This window comes from Mesorhizobium sp. LSJC269B00 (assembly GCF_000502815.1).
Taxonomy (GTDB): Bacteria; Pseudomonadota; Alphaproteobacteria; order Rhizobiales; family Rhizobiaceae; genus Mesorhizobium.
The window spans coordinates 780751-796445 of the sequence record NZ_AYVN01000005.1; the positions used below are offsets into that span (position 1 = coordinate 780751).

The window sequence follows — 15695 nt, forward strand, 5'->3', positions numbered from 1 at the left end:
GATAAGTATCGACTTATGCTTTTGCCATGATCGAAGCAGAGATTTTTCGCGCCCTGGCCGACCCGACGCGACGCGCCGTCTATGAGCGGCTGACTTCCGGCGAGATGAGCGTTTCGGAGTTGCGCACCGGCATGAGCGTGTCGCAGCCGGCGGTGTCGCAGCACCTTGCCGTGCTGCGCGGCGCAGGCCTGGTCAGCGAAAGACGTGCCGGCCGCAACGCCTACTACCGCGCCGATCCGCAAGGGCTCGAGCCGCTGCTCGGCTGGATCGAACGCTACCGCGCATTCTGGCCGGAGCGCATCGAAAGACTGAAGGCCGTTTTGAAGGACATGGACCAATGACCGACGAAAAGCAGACGCAGACCGCCAAGGATGCCCTCGCCTTCGAATGCGATCTGCCGGACGCACCGGAAAAAGTGTGGCGGGCACTGACCGTGCCGGATCTCTTGGCGGAATGGATGATGCCGAACGACATCAAGCCGGAAACCGGCAGCCGCTTTGCCTTTGCCGGGCCTGAGAAGCCGATCGAGTGCGAAGTGCTCGATGCCGAACCGGGGCGCCTGCTGCGCTATTCCTGGCGCGAGCGTTCCGGCGACGCCGACCGCGAGGAGCTGGAGAGCATCGTCACCTTCACACTCGCCCGCACCGTTTCCGGCGGCACGCATCTCCGCATCGTCCATGACGGGTTTGTCCTGACGCCTGCGGTTGCGATGGCCGGCGCCGGCTGCCGGCTCTCGCTGCACGCATATAAGCCCAAGCCGCCAGTCGCCGCCAACGCGCCGCGCCTGTTGCTGCGCGCTGCCTGAACCGGAAAAATCAAAACGGAGACAATGAGATGAGCGGCTTTGCCAATCTGGTGCCGATGGTGATCGAGCAATCGAGCCGCGGCGAACGCGCCTTCGACATTTTCTCGCGGCTGCTGCGCGAGCGCATCATCTTCGTCAATGGCGAGATCAATGACGGCATGTCGGCGCTGGTCTGCGCCCAGCTCCTGTCGCTGGAATCCGAAAACCCCGACAAGGAGATCTCGCTTTACATCAACTCGCCGGGCGGCGTGGTTACCAGCGGCTTCGCCATCTACGACACGATGCAATATGTCAGCTGCCCGGTGTCGACCGTGTGCATGGGCTTTGCCGCGTCGATGGCCTCGTTCCTGCTGATGGCGGGAACGCCGGGGCGGCGCATCGCGCTGCCCAATGCCAGCATCGTGCTGCATCAGCCTTTGGGCGGCTTCCAGGGCCAGGCCTCCGACATCCAGCGTCACGCCGAAGGCATTTGCGCACCAAGCGGCACATGGCCGACCTCTACGCTCACCATTGCGGCCGCACCCACGAAGAGGTCGAACGCACGCTTGACCGCGATTTCTTCATGACCGCGAAGGAAGCCAAGGACTGGGGCCTGGTCGACCACGTCTTCGACACCCGCAAGCAGGCAGCGGCCTGATCACCGTATCGAATTCAGGCCGGTGTTCCCTCAATTGCAACGCTGCTGGTCTGGCCTCGCCTTGAGCGCGGCACTATAGTCTTGCCATGCGCTACCACCTGAACAGACTGACCATAGCCATTGCCATCACGGCGGCGACATCGAGCATGGCCTTTGCCGGGGGCAGCACCAGCACGTCGCGGAAAGGCGCCCTGCCCGGCGTGACCGGCGACTACCGCATCGCCAAGCCCGCGCCGCAGCCGGAGCCGGACGACGCGCTGTCTGCCGGCGAGAACGGCACGTTCAAGATCGGCGGCACCGATGTCAGGATTTCCGGCAGCATCACTGTCGATGTCGGCACGGGTGGGATCAAGCCGCCGCGCCGGTAGCCCCTTCTCCCAGCTACTATACGGGAGAGAAAGCCTGCGCCGACGACTTCCTCGCAAAAGAACAGCCCCGCCGTTGCTTCCGCTAACGGTCGGGGCTTTTTTTGGATTCCAAATCCAAACTGCCGGTAGTGTTATACCGACTTTGATTTCGGATGCTTCGCGGCGTTCAGCCGACGATCCGACTAGCCGTCTCTGATTTTTGTGGGATTCGGCAGGTCACGGTTTGTCGGGTGGTTTGTTGGATTGTCGCGATGCGTCCATTTGGACACATACACTTCAATGCCTCGAAACTACCTGGCACTTATGCCCGCCGCGGCTCCACTAGCAGGTGGAGCCTCAAGGGACTATCCGGTGGCGTCATGCTCCGCTCCTATGTCCGTTGCGACAGGTGTCAATCCGAAGCACAAATCGCAAAAACCTGCGGCGTCTCGCAGGCCGCTATGGGCGGCGAGGCCATCAAAGACGGCCGGCTCCGTTGACTCCGGCAGAGTGCGCCCCTGATTCGACGGCGTCAACCTTGAATAGCCGGTTACGGAAAATGTGATCGTCGGGAGCTTACGTTAGGGTCAGTTTCTGAAACACCCTTGTCAGTTTCTGCACAGCTTTGTCAGGAGCGTGTTCGGTCTTTGTTCTTTCCGCTTGCCCGTTCGCGCGAAAGACGGTTAAACGGCTTTGGTCGAGAAGTGTGGCGTCTCTCGACGTGGCGGCAAAAATACCTACATAGGGAATGGCCGGGAAAACCCGCCGATCCCACTGACACCAGACCTGAGGCGGCGACCGGCGATGGCCGACCATAAATACCTTTCCATTCGCGGGGCACGCGAACACAACCTAAAGAATGTCGATCTCGACCTGCCGCGTGACAGCCTGATCGTCATGACCGGCCTGTCGGGCTCCGGCAAATCGTCGCTTGCTTTCGACACCATCTATGCCGAGGGCCAGCGCCGTTACGTCGAGAGCCTGTCGGCTTATGCGCGCCAGTTCCTCGAAATGATGCAGAAGCCGGATGTCGACCAGATCGACGGCCTGTCGCCGGCCATCTCGATCGAGCAGAAGACCACGTCGAAGAACCCGCGTTCGACGGTCGGCACCGTCACCGAGATCTACGACTACATGCGCTTGCTGTTCGCGCGCGTCGGCATCCCCTATTCGCCGGCGACCGGCCTGCCGATCGAGAGCCAGACGGTTTCACAGATGGTCGACCGGGTGCTGGCGGTCGAGGAAGGCACGCGCCTTTTCCTGCTGGCGCCGATCGTGCGCGGCCGCAAGGGCGAGTATCGCAAGGAACTGCTGGAGCTGCAGAAGAAGGGCTTTCAGCGCGTCAAGGTCGACGGCGTCTTCTATGAGATCGCCGATGTGCCGGCGTTGGACAAGAAGTACAAGCACGACATCGACGTCGTCGTCGACCGCATCGTCGTGCGCGGCGACCTGGCGACACGGCTTGCCGATTCCATCGAAACGGCGCTGAAGCTCGCCGAAGGGCTGGCGGTGGCCGAGTTCGCCGACCGGCCGCTCGACGCCAGCCAGACCGGCGAGGACTCGGTCAACAAATCGAAGAACGAGACGCATGAGCGCATCCTGTTCTCGGAAAAATTCGCCTGCCCGGTTTCCGGCTTCACCATTCCGGAGATCGAGCCCAGGCTGTTCTCGTTCAACAACCCGTTCGGCGCCTGCCCGACCTGCGACGGCCTCGGCAATCAGCGCGCCATCGACGCCAGCCTGATCGTGCCGGACGAAAACGTCTCGCTGCGCGACGGCGCCGTCAGCCCGTGGGCGAAATCGACCTCGCCCTATTATGCGCAGACGCTGGAAGCGCTGGGCAAGGCATACGGCTTCAAGCTCGGCGACAAGTTCAAAGACCTGACCGAAGAGGCCAAGGAAGCCGTCCTGCGCGGCACCGGCGAGCGCGAGGTCACCTTCCAATATGATGACGGCCTGCGCTCCTACAAGACCACCAAGACGTTCGAGGGCGTCATTCCCAATCTCGAACGGCGCTGGAAGGAAACCGAATCCGCCTGGATGCGCGAGGAGATCGAGCGCTTCATGTCGGCGACGCCCTGCCCGGTCTGCAAGGGTTACCGGCTGAAGCCGGAAGCGCTGGCGGTCAAAATCGCCGGAAAACACATTGGCGAGGTCACCGAGCAGTCGATCCGCAACGCCGACAAATGGTTCACCGAACTGCCGCCACATCTCAACGACCAGCAGAACGAGATCGCGGTGCGCGTTCTCAAGGAAATCCGTGACCGCCTGCGCTTCCTCAACGATGTCGGCCTCGACTATCTGACGCTGTCGCGCAATTCCGGCACGCTGTCGGGCGGCGAGAGCCAGCGCATAAGGCTGGCGTCGCAGATCGGCTCCGGCCTCACCGGCGTGCTCTATGTGCTGGACGAGCCGTCGATCGGCCTGCACCAGCGCGACAATGCCCGCCTGCTCGACACGCTCAAGCATCTGCGCGACATCGGCAACACGGTGATCGTCGTCGAGCATGACGAGGACGCCATCCTGCATGCCGATTATGTCGTAGACATGGGTCCGGCCGCCGGCATTCATGGCGGCGAGATCATCGCCCAGGGCACGCCGCAGCAGGTGATGGCCAATCCCAACTCGATCACCGGTAAATATCTGTCGGGCGCGCTCGAAGTCGCCACGCCCGGTGTCAGGCGCGAGGCCAAGAAAAACCGCCGGCTGAAGATCGTCGGCGCGCGCGGCAACAATCTCAAGAACGTCACTGCCGAAATCCCGCTCGGCACTTTTACCGCCGTCACCGGCGTGTCTGGCGGCGGCAAATCGACCTTCCTGATCGAGACGCTGTTCAAGGCGGCGTCGCGCCGCATCATGGGCTCGCGCGAGCATCCGGCCGATCACGACCGCATCGAGGGCCTCGAATTCCTCGACAAGGTCATCGACATCGACCAGTCGCCGATCGGCCGCACACCGCGTTCGAACCCGGCCACCTACACCGGCGCCTTCACACCGATCCGCGACTGGTTTGCCGGGTTGCCCGAGGCCAAGGCCCGCGGCTATCAGCCGGGCCGCTTCTCCTTCAACGTGAAGGGCGGCCGCTGCGAGGCCTGCCAGGGCGACGGGGTCATCAAGATCGAGATGCACTTCCTGCCCGACGTCTACGTCACGTGCGACGTCTGCCACGGCAAGCGCTACAACCGCGAGACGCTGGATGTCGTGTTCAAGGGCAAGTCGATCGCGGACGTCCTGGACATGACGGTCGAGGAAGGCGTCGATTTCTTTGCCGCCGTGCCCGGGGTGCGCGACAAGCTGGAGACGCTGAAGCAGGTCGGCCTCGGCTACATCCATATCGGCCAGCAGGCGACGACGCTGTCGGGCGGCGAGGCGCAGCGCATCAAGCTCGCCAAGGAATTGTCGCGCAAGGCGACCGGCAAGACGCTCTACATCCTCGACGAGCCGACCACCGGCCTGCACTTCCACGACGTCGCCAAGTTGCTGGAAGTGCTTCACGAACTGGTCGACCAGGGCAACACGGTGGTGGTCATCGAGCACAATCTCGAAGTCATCAAGACCGCCGACTGGGTGCTCGACCTCGGCCCCGAAGGCGGCGATGGCGGTGGCGAACTGGTGGCACAGGGCACACCGGAAGCCATCGTGCGCGAAAAGCGCAGCTACACCGGCCAGTTCCTGAAGGAGCTTTTGGAGCGGCGGCCCGGAGGCAAGCGCGAAGCGGCGGAGTAACTGACAGACCGGTCGGGCGCCTGGAGAGCTTTGAATGACAGTCCGACAGGCGCTTGCCGGTGATCTCGACGCAGTCGTCTCGCTGACGCAGACCGCCTATGAGCACTACACGCCCCTGTTAGGCGCGCCGCCGCTCCCAGTCACCGAGGACTATGCGCCACGCATCGAGCGTGGCGAGGTCTGGCTCTTGGAGAGCGGCGCGGAACTCGCCGGGCTGATCGTTATTGAGCGCCATCCCGATCATGCGATGATCTTCAGCGTCGCGGTCTCCCCCGCTTTCCAGGGCAGGAAACTCGGCACCGCGCTGCTCGACTTCGCCCAGGAACAGGCGCGGCTATGGGGTGTGCCGGAGGTGCGGCTCTACACCAATTCGCGCATGGAGCGGAACATCGAGATCTATACGGCCTATGGCTTCCACGAAACGGGCCGCCGAGCCAATCCCCACCGTCCCGGATGGACCGTGGTCGACATGATCAAACCGATTGGAAAAATAGCCTGACCGCATTTTTAGAACTGGGAGGAAGACGATGATCAGCCAAGGAACAATCCGCGCCGGGATGGGCGGCTGGACTTTCGAACCCTGGGATACGTCTTTCTACCCGGACAAGCTTTCCAAGGCCAAACAGCTAAGTTACGCCACCCGCCAGGTACCGAGCATCGAGGTCAATGGCACCTACTATTCCAGCTTCAAGGAGCCGACCTTCGTCAAATGGGCGGGCGAGGCGCCGGACGGTTTCGTCTATTCGCTGAAGGGCAATCGCTTCGTCACCAACCGGCGCGTGCTTGGCGAAGCCGGCGAGTCCATGACGCGCTTCCTCGGCTCCGGCATTGCCGCGCTGGGCGACAAGCTGGGCCCGATCCTTTGGCAGTTCGCGCCGACGAAAAAGTTCGACGCCGACGATTTCGAGGCCTTCCTGAAGCTGCTGCCGGAAAAGCAGGATGGCGTGGCGCTGCGCCATGCGCTGGAAGTGCGCAACGACAGTTTCAGCGTGCCGGAATTTGTGGGCCTGGCGCGCAAATACAAGGCGGCGATCGTCTATGCCGACCATGCCAAATATCCTGGTATCGCCGACATCACCGGCGATTTTATCTATGCGCGGCTGCAGACCGGCAGCGACGACAATCCGGATTGCTATACGCCGAAGGGCCTGGACGAATGGGCAGCGCGGGTGAAGACCTGGGCGCAAGGCAAGCAGCCGGCCGATCTGCGGCGCGCCGATCCGACTTTCGACGCGCCGGTGAAACCGCGCGACGTGTTCGTCTACTTCATCACCGAGGGCAAGGTGCGCGCGCCGTTCGGCGCCATGGCGCTGATGAAGCGAGTGAGCTGATCGGTTAAAGCGCGTCGCGCTGAAACGGATTCATACGGCGCGATTTAAGTCTTAAGTCTTTGTCTTGATGCATGCCGTTGTCCCAGAACCGCGGCACACTTCTGGGCGACATGCATTAGGAGCAATTCCAGGAAAAGTGCGGACCGGTTTTCCCGGAAATCCGGGTAGCGCTTTCCCTTGAAAAGGGTTTCAACCCAGAATTGCTACGATGAACCGAAGCGTGATAGCTTATGCGCATCGTAACCTTATCGATACCTCCTTCCTGCATAAATCCGGTGCGGGTCCTTTCTATAGGCCGGCCGCCGCGCGCAAGGACGAGGGCATGTCGCTCGACTACAGTTCCCTTCTGTTGGCTGTCGGGTTTTCCGCCGCTTGCCTCGGCCTGACGCTGTTCGGCATTTGGCTTACCGCGCGCTCGGAAAAATTCCTGCTGACCTGGGCGGTCAGCGTGCTTCTGATCGTCGCCGACGTCTTCGCCTACCAGGCCTATATCGACGCGCCCGGACGCCTGCTCGGCCTCGCCAGCTTCACGTTCCTGCTGCTCGGCTTCGCGACCATGCTGGGCGCTGCCCATCAGTTCACGACAGGGAGGTCACCGCTGCCCCGCATTGCTGTCGGCGCCGGCGTCTCGCTGGCAGTCGCCTTGCCGCCGATGGCGCTTGGCTATGACGGGCTGGGCTTCATGCTGGAGAATGCCTTCGCCGCGCTGCTTTTGTTTGCGACGGCCTATGAATATTGGAAGGGCCGCACCGAATTCCCTGCCCCGATCCTCGGCATTGCCGGGCTCTACACAGCCACCGCAATTTCCTTCGTGCTGTGCTCCGGTGCACTTGTCTGGGATGGCAGGCTGGTGCTTGGCCATGCGCCGAGCAACTGGGCCGAGGATTTCAGCCTCATCGTCGTCATCGCGTGCATGACCGGCATCGGCGCGCTCTCGCTGGCGCTCAACCAGGGACGCCTGGCGCAGTATCATCGCCGCGAAGCGCTGACCGATCCGCTGACCGGACTGCTCAACCGGCGCGCTTTGTTCGACCTGCACGGCAAAACACCTGTCCGGTCCTTCACCGCCGTGATCGTGTTCGATCTCGACGGCTTCAAGGCGATAAATGACGAGTTCGGCCATGCCACCGGCGACGAGGTGCTGAAACTGTTCGCCAAGGATTTGACCGCCAATCTCCAGCCGGGCGATGTCGCCGCGCGCATGGGCGGAGAGGAATTTGCATTGGTGCTCGATCGCACCTTGCCTGAAAAGGTGGAATTCATAGCCGAGCGGATCCGGGCCAGTTTTGCCATGCGCCGGATCGATACCGAGACCCGCCTGCTGTCCTGCACCGTCAGCGCCGGCTACGCCTTCGGCAGCGAGGGCGGCACCAAATTCGACAAGGTGCTCAGCGCCGCCGACAAAGCGCTTTACGGCGCCAAGCGCGGCGGCCGCAACCGTGTGCTCGCCTTCCGGCGCGCCGGGTAGGCTGGGCTGATATTCAGCCGGCCTGAACCTCACCACACGTAAAACAACACCCCAAAGCGCGTCGCATGAGGCCGTTCAGGCGCGACGCGCTTTTAGGCCGCTATGACGATCTCGTTGTAAGTGTCGAGGTCGACGTAGAAAACCTTGGTGATTTCGCCGATCAGCTCATCCTGCTGGTAGCCTTGCGAGCGCAGAATGTTGATGGCGGTGATGATGTCGACACGCTCTGTCAGCCGTCGTTTCTGGTGGTCCTCGACGAACCGTTCCATAGCCCTATTCTCCTGGCAAGATTATCTGAACGCATTGACCGACAATCAGAACTGCGAGGGAAGCTAGGGTGGCTTGCTTGCGTGGAACTTGCAGGCTGAGCCAGCATATTCCCTCGATCTGCTACAGAACCAGACTGATACGGAAGCGGCCGACTCACCGAGGCCTAGGAAAGACTAGCATGCAGTATTCGGCGTGCCAGAGTGTGGCGGCCTCGGACGAAAGTCCGACGCAACGGGTGCGGACCTTCGCGACTTCATCATCCTTGGGCGTAGCGACGCGAAGCGGAGCGAAGACCCAGGGATCCATGCCGGGACGAAGAAGCGTCATTAACGGTGCAGAATGTGGAATGCCAATGTGCCGCAGAAGCGATCTTGTTCTGCATCGCGGCGCTCTTTGGCTGATGTCGCGGCATGGATTCTAGGGTCTGCGCGCGTCGCTCCGCTCCTTGGCTCCGCCCTAGAATGACGAAGTGATTGTGGGCATTTCAGCCAATCTTCGACGTGTACGATCCGTGCAGCCGTCGACCTGCGTTAAACCGTCAGAAACTTCCTGACGTCCGCCCGGTCGAGATCTTCGGCCGGGCCGGTGTGGACGATCTGGCCGCGGTCCATGATGTTGACCTCGTCAGCGAGCTCGCGGCAGAAATCCAGATATTGCTCGACCAGCAGAACGGCGATACCGGCCTGGTCGCGCAGATAGCGGATGGCGCGGCCGATGTCCTTGATGATCGAGGGCTGGATGCCTTCGGTCGGCTCGTCGAGCACCAGCAGTTTCGGCCGCATGACGAGCGCCCGGCCGATGGCGAGCTGCTGCTGCTGGCCGCCTGAGAGATCGCCGCCGCGCCGCCCCAGCATCTGCTTCAGCACCGGAAACAGTTCGAAGACATGCGCCGGCACGTTGCGGTCGGCGCGCTTCAACGGCGCAAAGCCGGACTCCAGGTTTTCGCGCACCGTCAGCAGCGGAAAGATCTCCCTGCCCTGCGGTACGAATGCGATGCCCGACCGGGCGCGATCATACGCCGCGCTCCGGTCGAGCGCCTTCCCCTCGAAGGCAACGCTTCCGCTCGTCAGCCGGTGGTGGCCGACGATCGATCTCATCAAACTGGTCTTGCCGACGCCGTTGCGGCCGAGCACGCAGGTGATCTTGCCGGCACCCGCCGTCAGCGACACACCGCGCAACGCCTGAGCAGCGCCGTAATGGAGCGTGGCGTTGGAAACTTCGAGCATGTCAGCGCCTTCTCCAGAAGCGGAGGAACGAAAAGTCGAAGCGATGGAATTGCACCCGCCAGACCATGCTCATCTCCCGAGATAAACTTCGACGACCCGCTCGTCGGCCGAGACGAAATCGAGCGAGCCTTCCGACAGCACCGAGCCCTCATGCAGGCAGGTGACCTTGACGCCGAGTTCGCGCACGAAATGCATGTCGTGCTCGACGACGATGACCGAATGGTCGCGCGCTATGTCCTTGAGCAGCCGCGCGGTTTCCTCGGTCTCGGCATCGGTCATCCCTGCGACCGGCTCGTCAACCAAAAGCAGCTTCGGGTCCTGCGCCAGCAGCATGCCGATCTCCAGCCACTGTTTCTGGCCATGGCTGAGATTGGCTGCCAGATCGTGGCGCTTGTCGCCCAGCCTGATGATGCCGAGGATGTCGTCGATCTGTCTGGCTCCGGCGGCCGAGCGGCGATGGAACAGCGCCGGAAAGATCGAGCGCGGGCCCTTCAGCGCCAGCATCAGATTGTCTTCGACGCTGTGGCTTTCGAAGACGGTCGGCTTCTGGAATTTGCGGCCGATGCCCATCATGGCGATCTCCGCCTCGTCGTGCCGGGTCAGATCGACCTGGCCGTCGAAGAACACTTCGCCCTCGTCGGGCCGGGTCTTGCCGGTGACGATGTCCATCATCGTCGTCTTGCCGGCGCCGTTGGGACCGATGATGGCGCGCATCTCGCCCTTGTCGAGCACCAGCGACAGATTGTTGATGGCGCGGAAACCGTCGAAGGAGACCGAGACGCCGTCGAGATAGAGGATGGTGTTGGACTTCGACATCGCTCTATTCCGCCGGCTGCGGTTCAGGCCCGGACGCGGACCAGGCACCGGGCGTTGTTGCTGCGCTGCGCACGATCTTCAATGGCGGCGCGGCATCAGGGTCTGTGCCCGCTTCCTCTGCAATCGCTGCAGCCCGCATCGCCCGAGCGTTACCGCGCCAGGAATCCCACATGCCGACGATGCCCTTGGGCAGGAACAGGGTTACGGCGACGAACAGGCCGCCGAGCGCAAACAGCCAGAACTCCGGCAGCAGGCCGGTGAACCAGGATTTGCCGGCATTGACCAGCAGCGCGCCGACGATCGGGCCGACAATGGTGCCGCGCCCACCGACGGCTGCCCAGATCACGACTTCGATGGAATTGGACGGCTCGAATTCGCCGGGATTGATGATACCGACCTGCGGCACATAGAGCGCGCCGGCGATGCCGGCCATGACAGCCGAGACGGTGAAGGCAAACAGCTTCACGTTCTCCGCCCTCCAGCCGAGAAAGCGGGTGCGGCTCTCGGCGTCGCGCACCGCCATCAGCAGCTTGCCGTATTTGGAGCCGACGATCGCCCAGGTGATGAAGACGGCGAGCGCGAGTATGATGGCGCTGGCGGCAAACAGGGCCGAGCGGGTGGCGTCGGCCTGCACGTTGAAGCCCAGAATATCCTTGAAATCGGTCAAGCCGTTGTTGCCGCCGAAACCCATGTCGTTGCGGAAGAAGGCAAGCAGCAGCGCGTAGGTCATCGCCTGGGTGATGATGGAGAGATAGACGCCGGTGACGCGGCTGCGGAAGGCGAACCAGCCGAAGACGAAGGCGAGCAGGCCGGGCACCGCCAGCACCATGATGGCGGCGAACCAGAAGTGGTCGAAACCGGTCCAGAACCAGGGCAATTCCTTGTAGTTCAGGAACACCATGAAATCGGGCAGGATCGGATTGCCGTAAACGCCGCGCGAGCCGATCTGGCGCATGAGGTACATGCCCATCGCATAGCCGCCGAGGGCGAAGAAGGCGCCATGGCCCAGCGAGAGGATGCCGCAATAGCCCCAGACGAGATCGAGCGCCAAGGCAAGCAATGCATAGCAGAGGTACTTGCCCGTCAACGCGACGATGTAGGACGGAATATAGAACGCGCTTTGCGGCGACACTGCGAGGTTGAGCAGCGGCACGATAATGGCGGCCGTCAGCAGGATGAAAATAGTGATGGCGATGCGACGGTCGGCACCCGCGGCGAAGAAGCGTCCCGTGATCATGTTTCCACCGCCCTGCCCTTGAGCGCGAACAGGCCGCGCGGGCGCTTCTGGATGAACAGGATGATCAGCACCAGTACGACGATCTTGCCGAGCACCGCGCCAGCATAGGGTTCGAGAACCTTGTTGACGATGCCGAGCGAGAAGGCGCCGACCAGCGTGCCCCAGAGATTGCCGACGCCGCCGAAGACCACGACCATGAAGCTGTCGATGATGTAGCCGCGGCCGAGATTGGGCGAGACATTGTCGATCTGGCTGAGCGCGACGCCGGCGATGCCGGCAATGCCGGAACCGAGCGCAAAGGTAAGCGCGTCGACCCAAGGCGTCCGGATGCCCATCGAGGCGGCCATGCGGCGGTTGGCGGTGACGGCGCGCATCTGCAGGCCCCAGGGCGTGCGCTTCATGACAAAGAGCAGAACGCCGAAGACGGTGAGCGCGAAGACCAGGATCCAGAGGCGGTTCCAGGTGACGGCGAGTTGGCCGACATCGAACGAGCCCGACATCCAGGAGGGATTGCCGACCTCCTGGTTGGTCGGCCCGAAGATCGAGCGGACCGCCTGCTGCAGGACAAGCGAGACGCCCCAGGTTGCGAGCAGCGTTTCCAGCGGCCGGCCGTAGAGGAAGCGGATGACGCCGCGCTCGATGATCAGGCCGACGGAAGCGGCAACCAGGAAGGCGAGCGGCAGCGCGATCACCAGCGACCAGTCGAACAGGCCGGGGAATGAGGTTCGGATCACCTGCTGGACGACGAAGGTGGTGTAGGCGCCGAGCATCACCATCTCGCCATGCGCCATGTTGATGACGCCCATGACGCCGAAGGTGATGGCGAGGCCGATGGCGGCCAGCAGCAGCACCGAGCCAAGCGAGATGCCGTACCATATGTCCTGGCCGGCATCCCACAGCGCCAGGCTCGAATTGATGCTGGCGATTGCCGCCGTCGCGGCATCCTTGACCGCGCCTTGCGCATTGGCCTCGACCGCGGTGAGCAGCGAGACCGCGTCGCGGTCGCCGCGCGCGCCGATCAGGGCAATGGCGGCAAGCTTGTCGGCCTCCGGCTTATCGGAGACCAGCACCGATGCCGCGCGCGCCTGTTCGAACAATGCCTTGACCTTGGCGTCGGTCTCGGCGGCGATGGCTGCATCGAGCGGCTCGATATTGGCGGCATCGGGGGTCTTGAACATGGTGTCGGCGGCGGCGATGCGGACAGAAGGATCTTTCGCGCGCAACGTCAGCGTTCCCAGCGCATCTCGGATGACACGGCGCAGCGTGTTGTTGACCTTGATCTTGGTGATGTCGGCCTTGGCGGCGTCGCCGGCTTTCTCGCCGCTCAGCGGGTCGAGCAGCGTGACGCTGTCGGCGGCCTCACTGCCGACGAAGACGGCTGAATCGGCTTTACGAATGTAGAGATTGCCTTCGGCGAGGGCTGCAAGCGGCCGTTCAACCAGCGGATCGCCGGTGGCGGCAAGTTCGCGCACAACAGCCTCAGTGGCGGCAAAGCCCGTGCCCGTGGCGAATTTGGCGACGATGGCGCGCAGATCGGCTTCGGCTGCGTTCGACGGCAATAGGCTTGCCACCAGGAACACCAGCATGAGGCCGAGAGTGCGCAACAGGATCATCCGTTCAGATACTCTTCTGTGGGGAAATTCCGCGTCCGGGCGGGCTGAAGCGCCCGGACGCTTGGCGGTACCGATCGTGGACGCGTCCACGATCGGTCAGTCCCGGGAGGGATCAGTTCGTGCCCTTGCCGCCGCATTTGCCGGTGGCAACGTTGAAGTTGCCGCAGGACAGAGGCGCGCGCCAATCCGAAATCAGGTCCTTGGAATCGGGCAGATAGTCGGACCATTCGTCGCCCATCACGAGGCCGGGCGTCTGCGACACGGTCTCGAACTGGCCGTCGGCCTGGATCTCGCCGATCAGCACCGGCTTGGTGATGTGATGGTTCGGCATCATGGTCGAATAGCCGCCGGTGAGGTTCGGCACGGACACGCCGACCATGGCGTCGATGACCTTGTCGGGATCGGTGGTGCCAGCCTTTTCGACCGCCTTCACCCACATGTTGAAGCCGATATAGTGAGCTTCCATCGGGTCGTTGGTGGTGCGCTTGTCATTCTTGATGAACTTGTGCCAGTCGGCGATGAACTTCTTGTTTTCGGGTGTGTCGACGCTCTCGAAATAGTTCCAGGCAGCGAGATGGCCGACCAGCGGCGCGGTATCGAGACCGGCCAGTTCTTCCTCACCGACCGAAAAGGCCATGACCGGGATGTCCTCGGCCTTGATGCCCTGGTTGCCGAGTTCCTTGTAGAACGGAACGTTGGCATCGCCATTGACGGTCGAGACGACGGCGGTCTTCTTGCCGGCCGAGCCGAATTTCTTGATTGCGGAGACTTCGGTCTGCCAGTCGGAGAAGCCGAACGGCGTGTAGTTGACCATGATGTCTTCGGCGGCGACGCCCTTGGCCTTCAGATAGGCCTCGAGGATTTTGTTGGTGGTTCGGGGATAGACGTAGTCGGTGCCTTCCAGCACCCAGCGCTTCACCGAGCCACCGTCCTCGCTCATGAGATAATCGACGGCAGGAATCGCCTGCTGGTTCGGGGCGGCGCCGGTGTAGAACACGTTGCGCTCGCTTTCCTCGCCCTCATACTGGACGGGGTAGAACAGGATGTTGTCGAGTTCCGAGAACACCGGCAACACCGATTTGCGCGACACCGAGGTCCAGCAGCCGAACACGGCGGCGACCTTGTCCTTCGAGATCAGCTCGCGCGCCTTTTCGGCAAAGAGCGGCCAGTTGGAGGCCGGATCGACAACGACCGCCTCGAGCTTCTTGCCGAGCAGACCGCCCTTGGCATTCTGCTCTTCGATGAGCATCAGCATGGCGTCTTTCAGCGTCGTCTCCGAAATCGCCATGGTCCCCGACAGCGAATGCAGAATGCCGACCTTGATCGTGTCTTCGGCGGCCTGGGCCGGAGACGACATCGACAGGCCGGCGGCGACCACGCCGGCCGAAAACATTTTTGTTATTGTGGAGAAATTACCCCTCATACCGAAGACTCCCAAGCTGTTTGATTGCACCGCGATAATGCAATGCAACTGCCGTGCCAAACGCAAAGGCGCCGCTCACGAAGATGGAATAGCCGAGCGTTATCAGCCGGTTGGTATATTAGCCTCGAGAAAACAGTGGTAGCCGGCGAAAATTGATTGAGGCAAATTTGCGCAGCGCACATGGCTTTTGCCTAATTTTTGCCCAATTGAGACAAATGCCTAGTTTTTGATCTCCGGCCGTGTGTTCCGGGCTAACAATGTTGCGGTACCGCGCAAAAATAGGGCAAGCTCGCCCTTCAAAAGAGTGACGTCATGACATCTCGCACCTCATGCATTTCCGGCATCCTGCTGCTGATGGCAACGAGCGGCGCCGCGCGCGCCGATTTCAGCGAGGGCAAGCTTCCGGACGGCACCTATCATTGCGAGGTCTATTTGCTCGGCGCCTTCCTCAACCTCGGCGACATCACTATCAAGGGCAATGTCTATAGTGGTCCGGTGACATTCGGCACCGCGACGCAAGGCTACAACTATCAGATGAATGCCAATGGCGAGATCACCTGGCTCGGGCCGCTGGGCGGCTATACCACCGGTGGCAACTCCGTCTCCATGACACAGGCAACACTGGACGGCGAGACCGCCCCGTCATTCGACATCATTCTGAAGCAGCCCGACGGCGCCTTCACCGCCTCGACCTGCACCAAGGGCTGAGCGATGCGTAGTGCCGCGCCCAGTTGCGGCAAAACCTTCCTCTTATGTCATGTGAATGTTGCCTAGGCAGACTAGGGCAACGGTGCGC

At 62.3% G+C, this 15695-nt stretch carries 14 protein-coding genes and 1 pseudogene; 9 read left to right on the forward strand and 6 right to left on the reverse strand.

Translation table 11 applies throughout. The features are described from left to right. Positions 1-26: 26 nt before the first annotated feature. The 8 genes and pseudogenes from X771_RS148065 (at position 27) to X771_RS148035 (ending at position 8314) form a co-directional block, all read left to right on the forward strand. The gene (locus tag X771_RS148065; protein ID WP_023670944.1) at positions 27-341 is read left to right on the forward strand and encodes a metalloregulator ArsR/SmtB family transcription factor; all 315 of its coding nucleotides are present in this window, start codon (positions 27-29) and stop codon (positions 339-341) included. Further along, on the forward strand, positions 338-805 hold the full coding sequence (locus tag X771_RS148060; protein ID WP_023688634.1) for an SRPBCC domain-containing protein: 468 nt from the start codon (positions 338-340) through the stop codon (positions 803-805). The genes X771_RS148065 and X771_RS148060 overlap by 4 nt, the downstream gene beginning before the upstream one ends. Positions 806-834: 29 nt before the next feature. After that, positions 835-1442 (forward strand): annotated as a pseudogene (locus X771_RS01000000165105) (ATP-dependent Clp protease proteolytic subunit). Between the two features lie 146 nt (positions 1443-1588). After that, on the forward strand, positions 1589-1810 hold the full coding sequence (locus X771_RS148055; protein WP_156932470.1) for a hypothetical protein: 222 nt from the start codon (positions 1589-1591) through the stop codon (positions 1808-1810). A gap of 783 nt (positions 1811-2593) precedes the next feature. After that, on the forward strand, positions 2594-5515 hold the full coding sequence (uvrA, locus tag X771_RS148050; protein WP_023688636.1) for an excinuclease ABC subunit UvrA: 2922 nt from the start codon (positions 2594-2596) through the stop codon (positions 5513-5515). Positions 5516-5549: 34 nt separating this feature from the next. Beyond that, entirely contained in the window at positions 5550-6014 is a 465-nt protein-coding gene (locus X771_RS148045; protein WP_023688637.1) for an N-acetyltransferase, read from the forward strand. A 28-nt stretch (positions 6015-6042) separates the two neighbouring features. Then, positions 6043-6846: a DUF72 domain-containing protein gene (locus X771_RS148040; RefSeq protein WP_023670938.1), complete on the forward strand. Its 804-nt coding sequence runs from the start codon at positions 6043-6045 to the stop codon at positions 6844-6846. Positions 6847-7168: 322 nt separating this feature from the next. Next, entirely contained in the window at positions 7169-8314 is a 1146-nt protein-coding gene (locus X771_RS148035) for a GGDEF domain-containing protein (protein WP_023688638.1), read from the forward strand. A 92-nt stretch (positions 8315-8406) separates the two neighbouring features. Here X771_RS148035 and X771_RS1000000166880 read toward each other — a convergent pair whose 3' ends face one another. The 6 genes from X771_RS1000000166880 to urtA all read right to left on the reverse strand — a co-directional run bounded on the left by X771_RS1000000166880 (position 8407) and on the right by urtA (position 14899). After that, positions 8407-8583: a hypothetical protein gene (locus X771_RS1000000166880; RefSeq protein ID WP_023670936.1), complete on the reverse strand. Its 177-nt coding sequence runs from the start codon at positions 8581-8583 to the stop codon at positions 8407-8409. Between the two features lie 531 nt (positions 8584-9114). After that, the gene (gene urtE / locus X771_RS148030; protein WP_023688639.1) at positions 9115-9810 is read right to left on the reverse strand and encodes an urea ABC transporter ATP-binding subunit UrtE; all 696 of its coding nucleotides are present in this window, start codon (positions 9808-9810) and stop codon (positions 9115-9117) included. Between the two features lie 69 nt (positions 9811-9879). After that, entirely contained in the window at positions 9880-10626 is a 747-nt protein-coding gene (gene urtD, locus X771_RS148025) for an urea ABC transporter ATP-binding protein UrtD (RefSeq protein ID WP_023688640.1), read from the reverse strand. Positions 10627-10630: 4 nt separating this feature from the next. Next, complete coding sequence (gene urtC / locus X771_RS148020) at positions 10631-11863, reverse strand: urea ABC transporter permease subunit UrtC (protein ID WP_023688641.1); 1233 nt, start codon at positions 11861-11863, stop codon at positions 10631-10633. Beyond that, positions 11860-13476, reverse strand: a complete 1617-nt coding sequence (urtB, locus tag X771_RS148015) for an urea ABC transporter permease subunit UrtB (RefSeq protein WP_023688642.1) — start codon at positions 13474-13476, stop codon at positions 11860-11862. Before urtB ends, urtC begins: the two co-directional genes overlap by 4 nt. 112 nt (positions 13477-13588) lie before the next feature. Next, on the reverse strand, positions 13589-14899 hold the full coding sequence (gene urtA / locus X771_RS148010) for an urea ABC transporter substrate-binding protein (protein ID WP_023688643.1): 1311 nt from the start codon (positions 14897-14899) through the stop codon (positions 13589-13591). A 312-nt stretch (positions 14900-15211) separates the two neighbouring features. On the opposite strand from urtA, the gene X771_RS148005 reads away from it, so the two are divergent. After that, entirely contained in the window at positions 15212-15607 is a 396-nt protein-coding gene (locus X771_RS148005; RefSeq protein WP_023688644.1) for a hypothetical protein, read from the forward strand. Positions 15608-15695: the final 88 nt, after the last annotated feature.